Genomic DNA, 19,098 nt, shown 5'->3' on the forward strand with positions numbered 1-19,098 from the left:
TGTCATGCGCGTCGAGGTGGACCTGGACATCTGCCAGGGGCACGGAATGTGCGAGATGGAGGCGTCGGAGGTCTTCCGGGCCCATTCCGACCACGTCGAGATCCTGGACAAGGAACCGGATGAGAGCCGCCGAGCCGAGGTCGAGGCCGCAGTCATGTACTGCCCCACGCAAGCCCTGAGAATTGTGGAAGACGAGTGAGTGGAGACGCGAGATGTCTTTTGATCGTGCCGAACTGGAAGAGATGAAGCAGCGGTGGCTCGACGCCAACGTCGAGGCGGAGAAGGCCGGCGACTGGAAGACTCTCGCCGAGTTCTACACCGAGGATGCGACCTACGGCTGGAACTACGGTCCGGAGAAGGACTTCATGGCGGTCGGCCGCGAGGAGATCCGCGACCTCGCGCTCGGGCAGGAGATGGAAGGCCTCGAGGGGTGGGAGTACCCCTATCAGGCGTGGGTGATAGACGAGAAGACCGGCGACATGATCGGTTTGTGGAAGCAGGTCTACGAACGGACGCGCGAGGACGGCACGAACTATGCCCTCGAAGGAATCCAGGGAAGTTGGTTCAAGTACGCCGGCAACTTCCAATTCTCCTGGCAGCGTGACTTCTTCGACTTCGGGAACGTCTCCGCGCTGTTCATCGAGATGTTGAAGAACAACGCCATGAGTGACGGGATGCTCAAGCGCATCGAGAAGTCCGCGCCGGGAAACCTCCCCGGCTGGTATCCGTTCGGCGAAGCCCCCGTCGCGTTCTGGTGAGCTGAGAAACGATGACTCTCCCAGCCCCGGCCTACCAAGGCCTGAGTCAGCAGCAGCTCGCCGTCCTCATACCCGAACTCCTCCTGTCCGGCCAGTTGATCGATCGCAGTGGGATGGCGCACCTGATCAGTGCCTTCGGGCGAGAGATCATGGGACAGGTGGCCATCGAGGAGTGGATGGCGGCAAGTCCGGTCTACACACACCGGATGCGCGCCGCCCTCGGCATCGACGGCGACGGCGTCGAGGACATGTTCAAGTGTCTGCAACTCGACATCGGTGCGCCACCGCAGTTCATGGACTTCCGATACGAGGTGACCGACACGTATCACGGATCGTTCTTCCTCCAACACTGCGGTGCGCTGATGGATGTCGAACCGATGGGCGACGACTACGTGACGACGATGTGCCACGACATCGAGGACCCGACCTTCGACGCGACGGCGATCGCGACCAATCGTCGGGCCCGTATCCGCCCGATCCATCGGCCGCCCCGGCGGCCGGAAGGTCGTATGCCCCACTGTGAGTGGACGGTCACGATCGAGGACGACCGCGAGGAGCTGCCGCTGCCGGCGGATGCCCAGGAGATGTTCTCCACTCGTGCCGGTCAGACGGAGCTGACCCCGATCGACACCGCGGCGACCGACGGATTCGTCGACTATCGGGGTCCGTTGCTCGCCGATCTGCAGTTCCGCGAGTGGTCGCAGACCGCGCTGGCGCGTATGGCCGAGGAGATCGCGCTGCAGCATCAGTTGCTGTCGCTCGGATTCCTGTGGTCGGTGCGCAGGCACGCCGAGAGTGAGGACCAGGCTCGCGAGATCTTCCGCAAGCAGTTCACCGGAATCGCCGGGTTGTCGGCGGATCGGTTGCGGTCCGCGATGGACCTCGGACTGGATGCGGCCGGTCTGGCGGCGGTGATCACCCTCAGCCCCGTCCTGGGTCCGGTGCAGTACACCCGTGTCACCGCCGAGGCCGTCGGTGACGACGTGATCGTGCGGGTGCCCACCGACTCCGGTGCGGTCGCCGACAGCGGTTGGGTGACACTCCTGGCAGCCGACCACGCCGAACCACTACAGGCGATCGGCACCGCGGTCGACGCCCACTGGAGCGTCGCGTCGTCGACCGACGAGGACGGTGCAACTGTGTTCGTCATGTCGAAGGGCGAACAGCGCCACTCCGAATCCGGCGAGGTCGCGATCGCACGGTTCAGTTCCGGTGCTGACTTCGAGTTCACCGATCGCGGGCGCTCGATACCGATCACCCCGGTGGGTAGCGGCGTCTGATGGCAGAGCCCGATCGGTACGGCGGCACGGAGGCGGGGGACATGAACCTGTCCGGCCGGGTCGCGGTGGTCGCAGGGGCGACGCGCGGGATCGGCCTGGCCGTCACGTATGCGCTCTCGGGCCGCGGTGTGTCGATCGTGGTCAACGGGCGGGATCCGGTGGCGGTCGAGGAGACCGTCACCGAGATCCGCGGCGGTGGGGGTTATGCCGTCGGTGTGGTCGGCTCCGCGGGTGAGGAGGGGGTCGCGCAGCAGATGGTCGACGGCGCTCTGGCCGAGTTCGGTGCGCTCGACATCGCCATCAACTGTGCGGGTATCGCGGAGCCGGCCGGGTCGACCGTTCTCACCATCCGGCCCGACGAGTTCCGGGACCAGATCGACGCCCATCTGATGAGTGCGTTCCATCTCACGCAGGCGGCCGGGCGGGTGTTCGTCGAGCAGGGCGCCGGTTCGCTGGTGCTCACCGGTTCTGCCGCATCGCTCGGAATGTTCGGCGGCAGTGGATATCCGGCGGCGAAGGGTGGCGTCAATGCGCTCGCACTCGCTGCGGGCGCCGACCTCGCCGCACACGGGATCCGGGTCAACGTGGTGATGCCCGGGGCGAAGTCACGCCTGTCCACCGGGGACGACTACATCGCGCACATCGAGGGTCTGCACCGTCGGGGTGTGCTCGACGAGCTGACTCGCGATGCTGCGCTGGACCCGGCGCCGCCCGAGTACGTTGCGGCGTTGTACGTCTTCCTGGCGAGCGACGCCGCGCGCGCCGTCACGGGCCAGATCTTCACCGCGGCCGGCGGCTTCATCGGCAGGTACGGTCCGCAGCAGGCGGAGTTCATCGCTTATCGCGATCACCGGGACAGCGCCCCGTACACGATGGTGGAGCTGGCCGAGTTGCTGCAGGAAGCCGGTTCTTGAGTCGGTGTCACGAAGGGCGTGCCGCTCGCCGTTGCGCGACGCGGTCGAGCCAGAAGCGGGCGCCTGCCTCCACCGCGTCGCTGACCGGAGCCGGCCGCCACCCGAGTTCGCGTGTGGCCTTTCCGTGATCCATCGGTGGCATGTAGTGCATCAATCGCACCGATGAGATCGTGAGTTGCCGTGGTGTGCCGGTGATCTTCGCCAGCAGTGATCCGATCGCGCCGCAGAGATAGAGCGCCGGGCGGTGCAGGACGAGTCGCGGTGCCCGGCGCCCGGCGGCTGCCGAGGCCGTCGAGATGATGTCACCGAGGTCGATGAAGCTCTCCGACACGATGTATCGCTCGCCGGGTCGTCCGCGGTCTGCGGCGAGAATCAGGGCGTCTGCAGCGTCGTCGATGCCGACCGACTCGGCACGGCACCCACGAACCGTGAACGGGAGCTTGCCGAGTGCAGCGCCCGCGACGAAGGCGCCGTGTGGCGTGGGCTGCCAGTCGTTAGCGCCATAGGTGTTCGACACGCACATCGCCACTGCGGGCAATCCGTGCTCGCGGGAGTATTCCAGCACCAGGTCCTCTGCGGCCACACGTGTGCGTACGTACTCCGGAGCGGTGTCGCCCCAGTCGAAGTCGTCGGCCTCGGTGGCGGGCCGTCCGCCGGCACGGGGCGCGGCACTGCCGATCGTGGCGGCCGTGCTGGTGAAGACGAAGGACCGGAGATCTGCGTCGACCGCGACATCGAGAACGGCGCGCAGGGCGTCGACGTTGGTGCGATACAGCGGGGAGGGGTCGGTGAGCCAGGCCCGGGTGTCGACGGCGCAGTAGAACACCGCATCGCATCCGGTGATCGCCGCACGAACTGCCTCCACGTCGGTCAGCTCGCCGACGACACGCTCGACGTCGAGGTCGTCGATCGCACGGGTGTCGCTGGTCGCGCGGACGAGCACGCGCATGTCGTCGCCGGCTCCGACCAGCCGCCGCACGACGTGTGAATCGAGAAATCCCGACGCTCCGATGACCAGTTTCGTCACAGCACACCGGGATTCAGATCCTCGATGGCCGCGGAGGCGCGCTCGAGCATCGTCATGAACATCCGGTCGCCCCGTTCGGTCGGCATGGCCGCGGCGCAACCGAACACGATGATCAGCGGAGCCTGGATCAGCGAGTCGACATAGTCGGTCCAACACTCGTCGACGGTGTGTTCGGTGACGCCCTGGTTCCGCAGTGCGGTGTGGTGGGCGGTCACGATGTCGCGCCCGGCCGCTCGCCGGTCGTCGGTGGTCACGCTCGTCGCGAGCAGGAAGGCGATGTCGCGCAGCGCATTACCGACGGTGATGGTCTGCCAGTCGACGACGGTGACCGAACCGTCCGGACCGAACAGACGTTGTCGATGCGCAGGTCGCCGTGGATGAGGGCGAAGCGTTGCGGTGTCCGCGCGAGCCAGTCTCCCGCCTCGGCGACCAGCCAGTCGACGGTCGCCGCCTCCCGGCCGGTCAGGGGGAACCGGGCGCGGAACACGTCGGCCATCGGTTCGAGGACCGAATCCATCGGGACTCGATCCTCGTGATCCGGCAGCGACAGGCCCGGCAGCTCGAACAGAGAGTCGTCGCACCACCGCGGAGCGTGGAGTCCGGCCGCCGCCACCGCCACCGCTTGGGCCTGGTACGCACTGCATCCCGCGATCTGATCGCCCTGCACGGCGGGCGCCATGTCCTCGAGCAGCAGGACGAACTCGGTGTTGACGGCGGAGATCACCGAGCCGTGGCAGCGCGGAACCGTCACCGTCGGTGCGAATTGCTGATAGAACAGCACCTCGTTGCGGAACATCCCCGCGGCGAACTCGCGTTGGGAGCGTTCGCCGATGGCGAGTTTCGCAACCATCGTGTCGGGCGCACGGGTGGAGGTCGCGCCGGTCGACGCGTAGGTGGGCGTGATCCGAAACGATCCGGCCATCTGTCCCGATCCGACCGGTTCGACGGTGACCGAGGCGATCTCGGCATCCGGGTATCCCGGCGTGAGAAGCCCCGTCGGCCAGGGAGCGGTGAGCTCGCCGACGCTCGTGGGAATCACACGGTCGCGGCAGGCGCTGCCGCGTCGCGGTATTCGGTCGAGCGTGCCTCCCGTACCCAGAGGGTGTCATCGCCCGCGACGGGGCCCTGCTCCTTCAACTCCCGCTTGAGGATCTTGTTCGTGGCCGTCGTCGGCAGGTCGTCGGCGATGCGTACGAATCGCGGCCATGCCTTGGGGGACAGGTCGGCCTGGGCGGCGAGCTGGGCCGACAGGGATTCCGGGGTGAGGACCGCGTCGTCCTGCAGGACGAGGGCCGCCATCACCGCGTCGCCGACATGCTCGTCCGGCACCGCGTAGATCGCGACCCGGTTGATCTCGGGCAGCCGCAGAAGGATTCGTTCGATCGGTCCGGCCGCGAGATTCTCGCCGTCGACACGCATCCAGTCGCCGGTCCGCCCGGCCAGGTAGATCCAGTCGTCGGAGTCCTTGTAGGCGAGGTCGCCCGACCAGTACTTCCCGTGCCGCATCCGCTCGCTCGTGGCGGCGGCGTCGTTGTAGTAGCCCATGAACATGCCGGCGCCGTCGATGTTCACCAGTTCACCGATGGCGGCCTCGGCGTTCGAGAGTGCACCGTTCTCGTCGAACTCGGCGCGCGGACACTCGGTCAGCGTGTCCGAGTTATACACGGCGACATTGGGAAAGCCCTTGCCGATCGAGCCCTCCGGCGTTCCCGGTTCACGGGTGATGATGATGGCCAGCTCGGTCGAACCGAACCCGTCCCACACGGTGCACCCGAATCGTCGGGAGAACTCGTTGATGTCGCGATCGGTGGCCTCGTTGCCGAACGCCACGCGCAGCGGGTTGTCGATGTCGTCGGGCTTCTCCTCGGTGGCGAGGATGTACGCCAGCGGCTTGCCGACGTAGTTCATGTAGGTCGCGTTGTACCGACGGATGTCGGCGAGGAATGTCGAGGCGGAGAACTTCGCCGGCGCGATGGCGGCCCCGCCGCACAGGGCGACACAGTAGCCGCCCATCAGCGCGGCCGAGTGGAACAACGGCATGGACAGATAGCAGACGTCGCCGGGACCGACCTCGTATTTCTCGGCGAGGACGGGCCCGGCGAACGGGATCATCATGTGCGCGAACTGCACCGGCTTGGGATCTCCGCTGGTTCCGGACGTGAAGATGAGCATGAAGGTGTCGACGGCCGTCGGTACCGAATGTGGCACCAGGTCACCGGCATTCGCGATCAGCTGGTCCCAGTTCGCGGTGGACGTGTCGAGGACCGTCACGCCCGGCAACTCGAGTCCGTCGAGGAGGGGGCGGTGCTCGGCGTCGGTGATCAGGACCTGACAATCGGCGCGCAGGATGTCGGCGGCGAGTCCCTCACCTCTGCGGGTGTTGTTGACCCCGACCGTCACGTAACCGCCGAGGGCCCCGGCGGCCAGCGCCAGCAGCATGTCCGGGGTGTTGCCGAGCAATGTGCCGATGTGCATCGGCCGAGTCCGGTCGGCCACACCGAGGACGGCCGCGGCCATCTGCCCGGCGTCGGCGATGTACTGCCGCCAGGTCCACTCACGGCCCTCGTGGGTGATCGCCAGGTTGTCGTCGTTCGTACGCTCCTGCAGGAGCTGGGTCACGGTGTCCGCCACGCGACCCACTGTAGAACGTGTTCTCGTTTATTGTGAACAGATTCTGAAAAATGTCTACTCGGACATGTCTCGTCTTGGGTTGGACACCTGTCGTTGCAGTTCAGCGGAAGAAGAACCCGGTCCCGGGGATCACGGTGAACGCCTGATCCGTGCGGCCGATGATGGTCGTGGTGAATGAGATGCGGCCGGTGCCGGTGACCGCCTCCACGCCCGGACCGGGCTTGCCCGCGGCGCACACCGGGAAGACCGCGTCGTCGGTGCGGTTGGTCCGCTCGTTGCGCCAGGTGACACCGACCCGCGCCTGTCGGAGGCTCCCGGTGCAGGCGCCGGCGATCGGTTGCAGGCCCAGCCGTGTCGTACCGGTCGACGTGGCGGTGGCCGCGACGTTGGCGGCGAAACCTCCCGATATGCCGTTCGGGCCCACTGTGATCCCGACGTTGGGCACCTGGTCGACGCGCAACGCCCGTGGAGCGGCGTCGGCGGCAGTGGCCGACAGCGTGGTCGTCACCGCGACTCCCACGATGACGCAGGCCCAGAGGGACCTTCGGGCAGATCGACGAGACACGCGCATCGGGCACTCCTTCGAGTCGACTGTTCACCCAGATCACAGCGTGTCCGAATCCGTACCGGTCGTGAGGCGTGCCGCGGGTTCTGTTACGGATCCGAGACGCCGAGGCCCGATCGGCGGTGACCCCGCCCGGGTGCTTGGATGGTCGTGGCACGAGGACGAGTTCGACAGAGGGGTGCGCAGGCATGACGGAGGATTCGACGCAGATGGATCGTGCAGCACTGCAGGATCCCGTCACCGCGTTCGGCATCGGCAACGTCCTCGCCCCGCGACCCGGCGTCGTCACCGCCGAACAGCAGCTCGGGCCACGATTCGCCGACCACCGCGGCCGGATCGACATGCCGGCACTCGCCGTCCTGTTCGATCACCTCGGCGGGCTGCCGTTCTTCCGTTCCGTTCCGCACGGATCGCCGTGCGTGCAGGCGCGGCTGTCGATGTCGATGCAGGGACACGTCGCCGTCGGCGATCTGGTCACCGGGATGGCCGAGCTGCTCATGCACGACGACGGTTTCGGGACGACGCGCGTGGACATCACCACCTCGACGGGCGCGCTGTGCAGCTCCGGTTCGGCACGTAATGTCGCCGTCGGGCGGACATTCGCGAATGATCCGTCGACGGGACGCGGCGTGGGTGTGTCGTCCGAGCATTCCGGCGGGGTGCCGGTCGACTTGCCTGCCGCCATTGAACCGTCGCTGACCGGCCGTCAGATCGTCGACCAGATCGCGATCGGCGTTCGTGGCGGCGGACCGCTGACCGAGCTGCTCAACGGTGTCGTCGAACCGGTCACCCACGGCCGCACAGTAGGGCTCCGCTTCACCGTGACGACCGAACCGTGGATGGGCAATGTGTTCGGCACGATGCATGGGGGAGTGATCGCGGCGATCACCGCTCAGGCGTGCTCGTTCGCAGGACAGGCGAACGCCGCGGCCGGCGTCGACTATCAGCTCGGTGATCTCGCGATCGGGTTCCTCCGGTCTCCGGCGGTGCAGGGCGACGAGGTGATCGTCGACGTCGTGCCGATCAAGGTCGGGCGTCGGATCGCGTCCTTCGACGCGACGATGACCGCACACGACGGGATGCTGCTCAGCCGAGCGACGGCTGACGTTCTCTATCGCTGAGGGCTGCCCCCGTGGGTGGCGAGCGGGTCGCCGTGACAGTTGGACACGGTCGGCGAAGAGTCGGACACGGTCGGCGAGTTCTGGGGCCGTCCGCCGATAAAACAATCATGCATGATTGATTTTTACGCTGCCGTGTGTGACCCTGATCGCATGTCGATCGTGGACGGACTCGTGGCGGATCTGACGGATGAGTCGGGGGAACTCGATGAGCTGGTGGCGGGGTTGGACGACAGTGCGTGGCGGATGCCCACGCCGGCGCCCGGATGGACGATCGCCCATCAGATCGGCCATCTGGCCTGGACGGACAAGGTCGCGGCGATCGCCGCGACCGATCCGGACGGTTTCGCCGCCGTACTCGAGGAGGGCTCGACGAACCCGACCGGCTTCGTCGACGCCGCGGCCGAGGAGGCCGCCGCGGCACCTCCCGCACGGATCCTCGCGGACTGGCGCGCTGCCCGTGCGCGCCTGGCCGATGCGTTGCGGGGTGTGCCCGACGGGGTGAAGATCCCGTGGTTCGGACCGCCGATGTCGGCGGCGTCGATGGCGACGGCCCGGCTGATGGAGACCTGGGCGCACGGCCTCGACGTCGCGGACACGCTCGGCGTCACGCGCGCGGCCACCGACCGGATCAAGGGCGTCGTCCACATCGGCGTCCGCACCCGCGACTTCGCGTACATGGTCAACGGGCTGACCGCTCCCGCCGACCCCTTCCGCTACGTGATCACCGCGCCGTCGGGCGACCTCTGGACCTGGGGTCCCGACGATGCGAGCGACGTGATCCGCGGCAGCGCCGTCGATTTCTGCCAGTTGGTGACCCAGCGACGGGCGATCGCCGACCTCGACCTCGACATCGTCGGCGGCGAGGCGCACCGGTGGTCGGGCATCGCGCAGTCCTTCGCCGGGCCGCCCGGCGCGGGCAGGCAACCGCGACGTGACCCGGCGGAGGCGAACCGACAGTGACCGAGAACAGCGCACATGACAGCGCACATGACAGCGCACATGACACCGACACGCCCGGCGTTGTCCGGATCGGCAACGCGTCGGGCTTCTACGGCGACAGGTTCGCGGCGGTCCGCGAGATGCTCGAGGGTGGGCAACTCGACTACCTCACCGGTGACTACCTTGCCGAACTGACGATGCTGATCCTCGGCCGCGACCGGATGAAGGACCCGGCGTCCGGGTATGCCAAAACGTTTCTCCGACAGATGGAGGAGTGCCTCGGTCTGGCCATCGACAAGGGTGTCCGGATCGTCACCAACGCCGGTGGTCTCAATCCACACGGTCTCACCGTCGCGCTGCGGGAGCTCGCCGACAGCCTCGGCGTCAGCGCCGACATCGCCTTCGTCGACGGCGACGATCTCGTCGACCGTGCCGCCGACCTCGGCCTCGGCACCCCGCTGACCGCCAACGCCTATCTCGGCGCCTTCGGGATCAAGACCGCACTCGACGCCGGTGCCGAGATCGTGGTGACCGGACGGGTGACCGACGCCTCGCTCACCGTCGGACCCGCGGCCAGCACCTTCGACTGGACTCATCGTGACCTCGACGCCCTCGCCGGTGCCGTCGTTGCCGGCCACATCATCGAGTGCGGTGCCCAGGCGACCGGTGGGAATTACTCGTTCTTCACCGAGATCGACACCATGGGGCACCTCGGATTCCCGATCGCCGAGGTCGCCGCCGACGGTACGTCGGTGATCACCAAACACGAGGGCACCGGTGGCGCGGTGACGGTCGGCACGGTCACCGCACAGCTGCTCTACGAGGTCGGTGGACCGCGGTACCTGGGACCCGATGTCACGACCCGGATCGACACCATCGAACTGGCGCAGGCAGGCCCGGATCGCGTGTCGGTCAGCGGAGTTCGTGGAGAGGCGCCGCCGACGACCACCAAGGTCTCGCTCAACCATCTCGCCGGGGTCCGCAACGAGATCACCCTCATCCTCACCGGGCTCGACATCGAGGCGAAGGCCGAGCTGTTCAAGGAGCAGTTCGCCACCGCACTGCCGACCTCCCCGGCCGAGATGGACTGGGACCTGTCGCGGCTGGACCGAACCGACGCGCAGACCGAGGAGCAGGCCAGCGCCCTGCTGCGATGTGTCGTCCGCGATCCGGATGCGAAGAAGGTCGGTCGTGCGTTCTCCGCCACCGCCGTCGAGCTGGCCTTGGCGAGCTACCCCGGTTTCACGATGACCTCGCCGCCCGGCAGCGGCACCCCGTACGGGGTCTTCGAGCCCGGCTACGTCGATGCCGCCGCAGTCGACCACCGCGTGGCGCTGCACACCGGTGTCGTCGAGCGGATCGCACCGAGCCCATTGCGCGCCGATGTCCCGGAGGACCTCACCGACGAACCCGCCGAGGTGTCGACCGATTGGGGTCCGATGGTCTCGCTGCCACTCGGCACCGTGGCCGGAGCGCGCAGTGGGGACAAGGGTGGCAGCGCCAATATCGGTGTGTGGGTGCGCAATCCGGAACACTTCGCCTGGCTCGACGCGACGCTCGACGTCGCGCTGCTGAAGCGTCTGCTGCCCGAGGTCGCCGACCTGCCGGTTCGTCGCCACCGCCTCCCCAACCTGAATGCGGTGAACTTCGTCATCGACGGGGTGCTCGGGCGGGGCGTCGCCGAGAACGTCCGATTCGACCCGCAGGCGAAGGGGATGGGGGAGTGGCTCCGTTCGCGACCCGTGCCGATCCCCATGGCCTTCACGACACAGAAGGAGAGCTAGTGCCGATCACCAGCCCCGTGTGGGAGACACCGGAACGCGTGGAATTACGTTCCACGGTACGCGGTTTCGTCGAACGACATGTGCTGCCGCATCAGGACCACTGGGAGCGTGACGGGCTGATCCCGCGCGAGACGCACCGTGAGGCCGCGAAGTTGGGGCTGTTCGGACTGGGGATCCCCGAGGACGTGGGAGGGTCCGGTGGCGACCTCGTCGACGCCACCATCCTCGGCGAGGAACTCCACTACGCGGGTGCCGCCGGTGGGGTGTATGCATCGCTGTTCACACACGGCATCGCCCTGCCGCATCTGATCGGTGCGGGCGACCCGGATCAGATCGACCGGTGGGTACGCCCGACCCTGGCCGGCGAGAAGATCGGCAGCCTGGCCATCACCGAACCCGATGGCGGCAGCGACGTCGGACACCTGCGGACCTCAGCGGTCCGTGACGGCGACCACTACGTCGTCAACGGCGCCAAGACCTACATCACGTCGGCGGTCCGTGCCGACTTCGTCGTCACCGCGGTGCGCACGGGCGGCCCCGGAGCCGGAGGTGTCTCTCTCCTCGTGATCGAGAAGGGCACACCGGGTTTCACCGTTACACGTAAACTCGACAAGATGGGCTGGCGCAGCTCGGACACGGCCGAGCTGTCGTTTACCGATGTCCGTGTGCCGGCAAGCAACCTCGTCGGGGCCGAGAACTCCGGCTTCGCCCAGATCGCCACCGCCTTCGTCACCGAGCGATCCGGCCTCGCCGTCCAGGCCTACGCCAGCGCCCAGCGCTGCCTCGACCTCACCCTCGCATGGGTGCGGGAGCGGAAGACGTTCGGCAAACCATTGATCGCCCGACAGTCGGTGCAGGACACGGTCACCGAGATGGCACGCCGCATCGACATCGCACGCACCTACACCCGAGCGGTCGTCGAGCGGAAGGTGAGCTCTGGCGACGACCTCATCGCCGAGGTCTGTTTCGCCAAGAACACCGCCGTCGAGACGGGCGAATGGGTGGCCGACAAGGCCGTGCAGCTCTTCGGCGGGCTCGGCTACATGACGGGCACCGAGGTGGAGCGCCACTACCGCGACATGCGCATCATCGGCATCGGCGGTGGGACGACCGAGATCCTCTCCGGGCTCGCCGCAAAACGATTGGGGTATCAACAGTGACGGCTCTGCGCTCGACCCTTGACCCGGCCGGCGAGGACTTCGTCGCGGCGAGCTCCGCGATGTCGGGCAAACTCACCGAACTGCAGGCCGAGTTCGACAAGGCGCTTGCCGGCGGCGGCGAGAAGTACGTCGCCCGACATCGCGCACGGGGCAAGATGATCGCCCGCGAACGCATCGAGCTGCTGGTGGACGAGGACTCCGCGTTCCTCGAACTGTGCCCGCTCGCCGCCTACGGCTCGGATTTCCAGGTCGGTGCATCCGTGGTCACCGGCATCGGCGTGGTCGAGGGTGTCGAGTGCATGATCGTCGCCAACGACCCGACTGTGCGCGGAGGCACCTCGAATCCGTGGACGCTGCGCAAGATCCTGCGCTGCAACGACATCGCCCTCGCCAACCGTCTGCCGGTCATCTCACTGGTCGAGTCGGGTGGTGCCGACCTGCCGACGCAGAAGGAGGTGTTCGTCCCCGGCGGCCGGATGTTCCGGGATCTGACCCGGTTGTCCGCTGCGGGCATCCCGACCATCGCCCTCGTGTTCGGCAACTCCACCGCGGGCGGGGCCTACGTGCCCGGCATGAGCGACCACGTCGTCATGATCGAGAACGCCTCGAAGGTGTTCCTCGGCGGTCCGCCGCTGGTCAAGATGGCCACCGGTGAGGACAGCGACGACGAATCTTTGGGCGGCGCGCAGATGCATGCCCGCCAGTCCGGATTGGCCGACCACTACGCCGCCGACGAGCACGACGCGATCCGTATTGGTCGCCGCATCGTCGGCAGGCTCAACTGGCGCAAGCAGGGCCCCGGCCCCGTCGCCGAGGTCCTCGAACCCCGCTTCGACAGCGAGGAGCTGCTGGGGATCGTGCCTTCGGACCTCAAGATCCCCTTCAATCCGCGTGACGTGATCGCGCGCGTCGTCGACGACAGCGACTTCGACGAGTTCAAACCGGAATACGGCAGCTCGCTGTGCACCGGATGGGCGCGCATCCACGGTTACCCCATCGGCATCCTGGCCAACGCGCAGGGGGTGCTCTTCAGCCAGGAGTCGCAGAAGGCCACGCAGTTCATCCAGCTTGCCAACCGCAGCAACACGCCACTGTTGTTCTTGCACAACACAACTGGTTACATGGTGGGCAAGGAGTACGAGCAGAACGGCATCATCAAGCACGGCGCCATGATGATCAACGCCGTGTCCAACTCGACGGTGCCTCACATCTCGGTGCTGGTGGGTGCCAGCTACGGGGCGGGGCACTACGGGATGTGCGGCCGCGCGTACGACCCGAGGTTCCTGTTCGCCTGGCCGAGCGCGAAGTCGGCGGTGATGGGTGCGGCCCAGCTGGCCGGTGTCATCTCGATCGTGTCGCGGGCGGCCACCGAGGCCCGCGGCGGCACCGTCGACGAGGCCGCCGATGCCGCCATGAAACAGATGATCGAAGCCCAGATCGAGGCGGAGTCGGTGCCGGCGTTCCTGTCCGGCATGCTCTACGACGACGGCGTCATCGACCCGAGGGACACGAGAACAGTACTGGGACTGTGCCTTTCGGCCATCGATAGCGGTCCGGTCGAGGGCACGTCCAACTTCGGCGTCTTCCGGATGTGAGGAACGAGGACATGGAATCATCCCCTGTATCCATTCGGTCTGCTCGCTCGACCCTGGGCACCGTGATGGTGGCCAATCGCGGCGAGATCGCCTGCCGTGTCTTCACGACCGCTCGGGCGATGGGCATGCGGACCATCGCGGTCTTCGCCGATCCGGATGCCGACGCGCCGCACGTGCGAATGGCCGATGCCGCGGTCCGTTTGCCGGGCGCGAGGTCGGCGGAGACATATCTGCGTGGCGACCTCATCGTCGCCGCCGCGGAGGCGGCGGGTGCCGACGCGATCCATCCCGGTTACGGCTTCCTCTCGGAGAACGCCACTTTCGCCCAGCAGGTCATCGACGCAGGACTCACCTGGATCGGCCCTGACCCGGCCGCGATCACCGCGATGGGTTCGAAGGTCAACGCCAAGAAGCTGATGGCCGATGCCGGGGTGCCCGTGCTCGGCGACATCGACCCTGCGGCGGTGACCGCTGACGACCTCCCGCTGCTGATCAAGGCGTCGGCCGGTGGTGGTGGCCGTGGTATGCGCATCGTGCGCGATCTGGCCGAGTTCTCGGCGGCGGTCGACGCCGCTGCGCGCGAGGCCCAGTCCGCGTTCGGTGACCCGACGGTGTTCTGCGAACCATACGTGGAACGCGGGCATCACATCGAGGTCCAGATCATGGCCGACAGCCACGGGGCCATCTGGGCGGTCGGCGAGCGTGAGTGCTCGATCCAGCGGCGTCATCAGAAGGTCGTCGAGGAGGCCCCGGCGCCGTTGGTGGAAAGGCTGGGCGGCGACCTCCGAGAGCGGCTGTTCTCGGCCGCCCGGCTCGCGGCCGAGGCGATCGGCTACACCGGCGCCGGCACGGTCGAGTTCCTCGCCGACGAGTCGGGACGGTTCTTCTTCCTGGAGACCAATACCCGACTGCAGGTGGAGCATCCGGTCACCGAACTGACCACCGGCACCGACCTGGTGGAGTGGCAGCTCCGCGTCGCGATGGGCGAGCACCTCGACCTCGAGGCGCCGCAGGCGTCCGGGCACGCGATCGAGGTCCGGCTCTACGCCGAGGACCCGGCCGCCGACTGGCAGCCGCAGTCCGGGATCGTGCACGGGATCGAGATCCACGACGACGTACGCTTCGGCCCGCTCGAACGGCCCGGTATCCGAGTCGACTCCGGGATCGATTCCGGCAGCGAGATATCCACCTATTACGACCCGATGCTCGCCAAGGTGATCAGTTGGGCACCGGATCGCAGTCGGGCCGCGGCGATGCTGGCCCGCACCCTCGCCGACGCCACCATCCACGGCCCGGTCACGAACCGCCACATGCTGGTCAACACCCTGCGCCAGGAGCGGTTCCTGGACGGGGACACTGATACCGGATTCATCGACGAGATCGGTCTGGACGTGTTGTCGGCGTCGGGCGCGGATGCCGACGACGTGCGGGTCGCGGCGACGATGGCCGCGCTGGCCGACTCCGCGGCTCAGCGCCTGCGGGCGACCGTGCAGGCCGGATTGCCCTCGGGATGGCGCAATCTCGGCTCTGGTCACCAGGTACGGCGTTACGTCGACATCCGGACCGACGACGAGCTGGAGATCAGGTACCGACATCGTCGTGACGGCACCGTCGACCTGCCTGATCTGCCGGACGTGTCGGTGGTCGAGGCCACCGCAGACCGTATCGTCGCCGACGTCTCCGGTGTCCGTCACCGGTGGACGGTGTCGCGCCACGGCGATTCCGTGTTCGTCGACCGTCCCGGTAAGGCGGTGACACTGCGTCGCGTCCCGCGGTTCGTCGACCCGTCGGTCGTTGCGCGTCCGGGTTCCCTGCTCGCGCCGATGCCGGGCTCGGTGATCCGGATCGCGGTTGCCGAGGGTGATCGGGTGACCGCCGGGCAGCCACTGCTGTGGCTCGAAGCCATGAAGATGGAACACACCGTCGCCGCACCTGCCGACGGGGTGGTCGCCACCCTGCCGGTGCAGGCGGGACAGCAACTGTCGGTCGGCGATGTCCTCGCCGTGATCACCGCCGACGACGAGGCCGACACCACAAACCCACCCCAGACACAGCACGAGGAGAACGTCGGATGACCGACCTGAGCGATGTCGCAGTGAACCCCTTCGTCGAATCCGCGGAGCGCGCCGCCTTGCGGCAGTCGGTGGCCGCACTCGCCAAGAAGTACGGGCAGGAGTACTTCCGCGAATGCGCCCGCGAAGGACGCAAGACCGACGAGATGTGGAGTGAAGCAGGGAAACTCGGATTCATCGGTGTGAATCTCCCGGAGGAGTACGGTGGCGGTGGCGCCGGCATGTACGAACTCGCCATCGTCATGGAGGAGATCGCCGCCGCGGGAGCCGGTTTGTTGATGCTCGTGGTGTCGCCGGCCATCTGCGGCAACATCATCGCGCGCTTCGGCACCGACGATCAGCGTCAGCGATGGATCCCGGGACTCGCCGACGGCACCATCACGATGGCGTTCGGAATCACCGAACCGGATGCCGGATCGAACTCGCATCAGATCACCACCACTGCGCGCCGCGATGGCGACGAGTGGCTGCTCACCGGACGTAAGGTCTACATCTCCGGTGTCGATCAGGCCGAAGCGGTACTGATCGTGGCCCGGACCGAGGACGCCAAGACCGGCAAGCTGAAGCCGGCACTGTTCATCGTGCCGACCGATGCCCCGAACTTCGAGTTCACCATGATCGACATGGAACTGCAGAACCCGGAGAAGCAGTTCCAACTGTTCCTCGACGACGTGCGCCTGCCCGCCGACGCACTCATCGGGTCCGAGGACGCGGCGCTGAGTCAGCTGTTCGCCGGCCTCAACCCCGAGCGGATCATGGCTGCGGCGTCGGCGGTCGGCATGGGCCGCTTCGCCCTCGACAAGGCGGTGGCCTACGTCAACGATCGCACCGTGTGGAAGACCCCGATCGGCGCCCATCAGGCGATCGCCCACCCGCTGGCCGAGGGCAAGGTCCAGATCGAGATGGCCAAGCTGATGATGCAGAAGGCCGCGACGCTCTATGACGCCGGGGACGATTGGGGTGCTGCGGAACCGGCCAACATGGCCAAGTACGCCGCCGCGGAGGCGTGCGTGAAGATCGTCGACCACGCCGTGCACTCGATGGGTGGCAACGGGCTGACCACCGAATACGGACTCGCCCCGATGCTCAGCCTCGCCCGCATCGCCCGTATCGCGCCGGTCAGCCGGGAGATGATCCTGAACTTCGTGGCGCAGACCAGCCTCGGCCTGCCGAAGTCGTACTGAGTCGTCCGGGGTCGTACCGAGTCGCACAGAGGAGACACGAGATGACCGACAACACGTCAGAAGTCGTCCACACCACGGTCGCCGACGGGATCGTCACGCTCGAACTCGACTCGCCCGCCAACCGTAATGCGCTGGGTGCATCCCTGGTCGACGGATTGCTGTCCGGGCTGTCGGCTGCCGACGCCGACGCGTCGGTGCGCGCCGTTGTGCTCACCCATGCCGGCGGAACCTTCTGTGCCGGAGCCGATCTCAGTGAGGCGCTGAAGTCGGGGATGTCGGTGGAGGATGCCTCCGCGCACGGAACCCGGTCGATGATCGACCTGATGCGGACCATCCTCGAGATGCCCAAACCGGTGATCGCCCGGATCGACGGCCACGTGCGGGCCGGTGGTTTCGGGTTGATCGGTGCGGCCGACATCGTGCTGGCGGGACCGTCGTGCACGTTCGCGCTGACCGAGGCACGGCTCGGCCTGGCACCGTCGGTCATCTCGCTGGTGCTGCTGCCACGATTGACGGCGCGAGCAGCCGGCCGGTACTTCCTGTCCGGCGAGACCTTCGACTCCGCGACCGCCGTCCGACTCGGTCTCGTCACTGAGTCGTTTTCTTCCGCCGACGATCTGGCGGTGGGGCAGGAGACCGTCCTCGCCGGCATCCGTCGGTCGTCGCCCCAGGGACTGGCTGCGTCGAAGGCATTGACCACCGCTGCGGTCCTCGCTGGGTTCGCGGAGTCTGCCGCGGCCCGTGCCGAGGAATCGGCGCTGCTGTTCTCCTCTGCGGAGGCCCGCGCGGGGATGGCCGCGTTCCTGTCGAAGCAGCGTCCGCGCTGGGACCTGACCGCGGACCCGGCATGACCTCCTCCGGCACCCGCACCCCGGCGCCCCGCGAACCGCAGCAGGAACGCTCGCGGATCACGCGAGAACGCCTGCTGCGCTCCGCAATCGAGGCGCTCGCACAGGATGGTTGGGCGTCGGCGACGGTGGCCGCCGTCGCCGAACGTGCCGGGGTGTCGCGCGGTGCGGCCCAACACCACTTCCCGACCCGCGAGGCGCTGATCACCGCGGTGCTCGAGCAGGTCTTCGACGACATGACCTCGACCGCGTCGACAGCGATCGCGACCATGCCCGACGACGACACAGGCCGGATCGCCGCTGCCGTCGACCGCGCCGTCGCCATCTATACCGGCACCGAGTTCAAGGCCGCACTGCAGGTCTGGGCTGCCGCCGCGTCGGACTCCGCACTGCGCGAGCTGATCCTGCCGATGGAGGACAAGTTCGCTCATGCCGCGCACCAGATGACCGTCGCGGCTCTGGATCCGGAAGGGCGATACCCTGATTCCCGCCGGATCGCACAGGTGACCCTGGACCTCGCACGCGGCCTCGGCCTCGCCGACACCTTGTCGGACGACTCGCGGCGTCGCGCGCAGGTCGTCACGACGTGGACGGAACTGGTCCGGATCACTCTGACTCACACCGCCTGACCCAACTCGGCGAGTGGTGTCTCGCCCGCGGAGGGTATTGCGGCAGGGCATGGATGACCGCTGTGGGTGTCGCGGATCGCGCACACCGGCAGATGGGTTGTCTGCGGGTGCCGTCGGATACGCGCCATCCTGCGGTGCCGGGTTTCACACTGTGGAGTTGTCAAGGTACGGATGCGGTCCCGGCGTGGCCGGGTGCAGGTTTGGTGGTCGGATCGGTCGGGCGGGTCAGGTCAGGCGGCGGTGGGCAGGTTGTCGAGGGTCAGGGTGCGTCGGCTATAGCTTGGTACGGGTCTTCGTTGGGGGTCGACGGCAACTGGTGGGATGAGCCAGGCATGCCGGTCGGCGCCGATGAACACGTCCCATCCGTTGTGGTGGATGTCGGCGTGACACGACGGACACAGCAGGCAGCCGTTTTCCAGGCAGGTGTCGCCGCCCTGGCTCCAGTGGGTGATGTGGTGGGCGTGGCAGCGTTCGGCGGGCGCACCGCACTTGATGCAGCATCGGTCGCGGATGTAGAGGGCCTTTCGTTGTGCGGGTGTGAACAGCCGTTTGTCTCTGCCGACGTCGAGGGGCACGGTTTCGCCGTCGACG

General features: G+C 67.4%; 17 protein-coding genes and 1 pseudogene. 13 read left to right on the forward strand and 5 right to left on the reverse strand.

Annotated features, from left to right (window positions below; translation table 11 throughout):
- Positions 1 to 4: 4 nt before the first annotated feature.
- Genes QSJ19_RS24780 through QSJ19_RS24795 form a run of 4 tightly spaced genes read left to right on the forward strand, consistent with a single transcriptional unit; the run spans position 5 to position 2,952 of the window.
- Positions 5 to 199 carry a ferredoxin gene (locus QSJ19_RS24780; protein WP_286323707.1) on the forward strand — a complete coding sequence of 65 codons (195 nt, stop codon included), beginning with the start codon at positions 5 to 7 and terminating at the stop codon, positions 197 to 199.
- A gap of 13 nt (positions 200 to 212) precedes the next feature.
- On the forward strand, positions 213 to 758 hold the full coding sequence (locus QSJ19_RS24785; protein WP_286323708.1) for a Cif family virulence factor: 546 nt from the start codon (positions 213 to 215) through the stop codon (positions 756 to 758).
- An 11-nt stretch (positions 759 to 769) separates the two neighbouring features.
- Positions 770 to 2,038: a hypothetical protein gene (locus QSJ19_RS24790; RefSeq protein WP_286323709.1), complete on the forward strand. Its 1,269-nt coding sequence runs from the start codon at positions 770 to 772 to the stop codon at positions 2,036 to 2,038.
- Positions 2,038 to 2,952, forward strand: coding sequence for an SDR family NAD(P)-dependent oxidoreductase (locus tag QSJ19_RS24795; RefSeq protein WP_502876341.1), 915 nt, complete (start codon positions 2,038 to 2,040; stop codon positions 2,950 to 2,952). Before QSJ19_RS24790 ends, QSJ19_RS24795 begins: the two co-directional genes overlap by 1 nt.
- Before the next feature lie 7 nt (positions 2,953 to 2,959).
- Here the strand turns inward: QSJ19_RS24795 and QSJ19_RS24800 are convergent, their stop codons facing one another.
- From QSJ19_RS24800 to QSJ19_RS24815, 4 genes and pseudogenes are all read right to left on the reverse strand, one after another.
- A complete protein-coding gene (locus QSJ19_RS24800) occupies positions 2,960 to 3,979 on the reverse strand; it encodes an NAD-dependent epimerase/dehydratase family protein (protein ID WP_286323710.1) in 1,020 nt (339 codons plus the stop codon).
- A pseudogene (locus QSJ19_RS24805) lies at positions 3,976 to 4,901 on the reverse strand (phosphotransferase). The gene QSJ19_RS24800 and the pseudogene QSJ19_RS24805 overlap by 4 nt, the downstream one beginning before the upstream one ends.
- A gap of 113 nt (positions 4,902 to 5,014) precedes the next feature.
- Positions 5,015 to 6,610: a fatty-acid--CoA ligase FadD1 gene (fadD1, locus tag QSJ19_RS24810; RefSeq protein WP_286323711.1), complete on the reverse strand. Its 1,596-nt coding sequence runs from the start codon at positions 6,608 to 6,610 to the stop codon at positions 5,015 to 5,017.
- A 100-nt stretch (positions 6,611 to 6,710) separates the two neighbouring features.
- On the reverse strand, positions 6,711 to 7,118 hold the full coding sequence (locus QSJ19_RS24815; RefSeq protein ID WP_286323712.1) for a hypothetical protein: 408 nt from the start codon (positions 7,116 to 7,118) through the stop codon (positions 6,711 to 6,713).
- Positions 7,119 to 7,363: 245 nt separating this feature from the next.
- Here QSJ19_RS24815 and QSJ19_RS24820 point away from each other — a divergent pair, with 245 nt between their 5' ends.
- From QSJ19_RS24820 to QSJ19_RS24860, 9 genes are all read left to right on the forward strand, one after another.
- The gene (locus tag QSJ19_RS24820) at positions 7,364 to 8,296 is read left to right on the forward strand and encodes a hotdog domain-containing protein (RefSeq protein ID WP_286323713.1); all 933 of its coding nucleotides are present in this window, start codon (positions 7,364 to 7,366) and stop codon (positions 8,294 to 8,296) included.
- 150 nt (positions 8,297 to 8,446) lie between these two features.
- Positions 8,447 to 9,256, forward strand: coding sequence for a TIGR03084 family metal-binding protein (locus QSJ19_RS24825; RefSeq protein WP_286323714.1), 810 nt, complete (start codon positions 8,447 to 8,449; stop codon positions 9,254 to 9,256).
- A 68-nt stretch (positions 9,257 to 9,324) separates the two neighbouring features.
- Positions 9,325 to 11,019 carry an acyclic terpene utilization AtuA family protein gene (locus QSJ19_RS24830; protein WP_502876342.1) on the forward strand — a complete coding sequence of 565 codons (1,695 nt, stop codon included), beginning with the start codon at positions 9,325 to 9,327 and terminating at the stop codon, positions 11,017 to 11,019.
- Positions 11,019 to 12,179, forward strand: a complete 1,161-nt coding sequence (locus QSJ19_RS24835; protein ID WP_286323715.1) for an acyl-CoA dehydrogenase family protein — start codon at positions 11,019 to 11,021, stop codon at positions 12,177 to 12,179. The genes QSJ19_RS24830 and QSJ19_RS24835 overlap by 1 nt, the downstream gene beginning before the upstream one ends.
- Positions 12,176 to 13,774 carry an acyl-CoA carboxylase subunit beta gene (locus QSJ19_RS24840; protein WP_286323716.1) on the forward strand — a complete coding sequence of 533 codons (1,599 nt, stop codon included), beginning with the start codon at positions 12,176 to 12,178 and terminating at the stop codon, positions 13,772 to 13,774. The genes QSJ19_RS24835 and QSJ19_RS24840 overlap by 4 nt, the downstream gene beginning before the upstream one ends.
- Positions 13,775 to 13,839: 65 nt before the next feature.
- A complete protein-coding gene (locus tag QSJ19_RS24845; RefSeq protein WP_286323726.1) occupies positions 13,840 to 15,849 on the forward strand; it encodes an acetyl/propionyl/methylcrotonyl-CoA carboxylase subunit alpha in 2,010 nt (669 codons plus the stop codon).
- Complete coding sequence (locus tag QSJ19_RS24850) at positions 15,846 to 17,030, forward strand: acyl-CoA dehydrogenase family protein (protein WP_286323717.1); 1,185 nt, start codon at positions 15,846 to 15,848, stop codon at positions 17,028 to 17,030. The genes QSJ19_RS24845 and QSJ19_RS24850 overlap by 4 nt, the downstream gene beginning before the upstream one ends.
- A gap of 41 nt (positions 17,031 to 17,071) precedes the next feature.
- Positions 17,072 to 17,881, forward strand: a complete 810-nt coding sequence (locus QSJ19_RS24855; RefSeq protein WP_286323718.1) for an enoyl-CoA hydratase family protein — start codon at positions 17,072 to 17,074, stop codon at positions 17,879 to 17,881.
- Positions 17,878 to 18,507 (forward strand): TetR/AcrR family transcriptional regulator, encoded by a 630-nt coding sequence (locus tag QSJ19_RS24860; RefSeq protein WP_286323719.1) that lies wholly within the window; start codon positions 17,878 to 17,880, stop codon positions 18,505 to 18,507. The genes QSJ19_RS24855 and QSJ19_RS24860 overlap by 4 nt, the downstream gene beginning before the upstream one ends.
- A gap of 230 nt (positions 18,508 to 18,737) precedes the next feature.
- Here QSJ19_RS24860 and QSJ19_RS24865 read toward each other — a convergent pair.
- Positions 18,738 to 19,098, reverse strand: a 361-nt coding sequence (locus QSJ19_RS24865; protein WP_286323720.1) for an HNH endonuclease, incomplete at its 5' end; no start/stop codon positions are given.

It is taken from the genome of Gordonia sp. ABSL11-1 (assembly GCF_030315685.1).
Lineage (GTDB): Bacteria > Actinomycetota > Actinomycetes > Mycobacteriales > Mycobacteriaceae > Gordonia.

Bases quoted from the DNA above. Each gene is read 5' to 3' on its own strand.
- QSJ19_RS24855 (WP_286323718.1), top strand. From the start codon at position 17,072: ATGACCGACAACACGTCAGAAGTCGTCCACACCACGGTCGCCGACGGG.
- QSJ19_RS24820 (WP_286323713.1), top strand. From the start codon at position 7,364: ATGACGGAGGATTCGACGCAGATGGATCGTGCAGCACTGCAGGATCCC.
- QSJ19_RS24860 (WP_286323719.1), top strand. From the start codon at position 17,878: ATGACCTCCTCCGGCACCCGCACCCCGGCGCCCCGCGAACCGCAGCAG.
- QSJ19_RS24845 (WP_286323726.1), top strand. From the start codon at position 13,840: ATGGTGGCCAATCGCGGCGAGATCGCCTGCCGTGTCTTCACGACCGCT.
- QSJ19_RS24850 (WP_286323717.1), top strand. From the start codon at position 15,846: ATGACCGACCTGAGCGATGTCGCAGTGAACCCCTTCGTCGAATCCGCG.
- QSJ19_RS24785 (WP_286323708.1), top strand. From the start codon at position 213: ATGTCTTTTGATCGTGCCGAACTGGAAGAGATGAAGCAGCGGTGGCTC.
- QSJ19_RS24790 (WP_286323709.1), top strand. From the start codon at position 770: ATGACTCTCCCAGCCCCGGCCTACCAAGGCCTGAGTCAGCAGCAGCTC.
- QSJ19_RS24825 (WP_286323714.1), top strand. From the start codon at position 8,447: ATGTCGATCGTGGACGGACTCGTGGCGGATCTGACGGATGAGTCGGGG.
- QSJ19_RS24780 (WP_286323707.1), top strand. From the start codon at position 5: ATGCGCGTCGAGGTGGACCTGGACATCTGCCAGGGGCACGGAATGTGC.
- QSJ19_RS24795 (WP_502876341.1), top strand. From the start codon at position 2,038: ATGGCAGAGCCCGATCGGTACGGCGGCACGGAGGCGGGGGACATGAAC.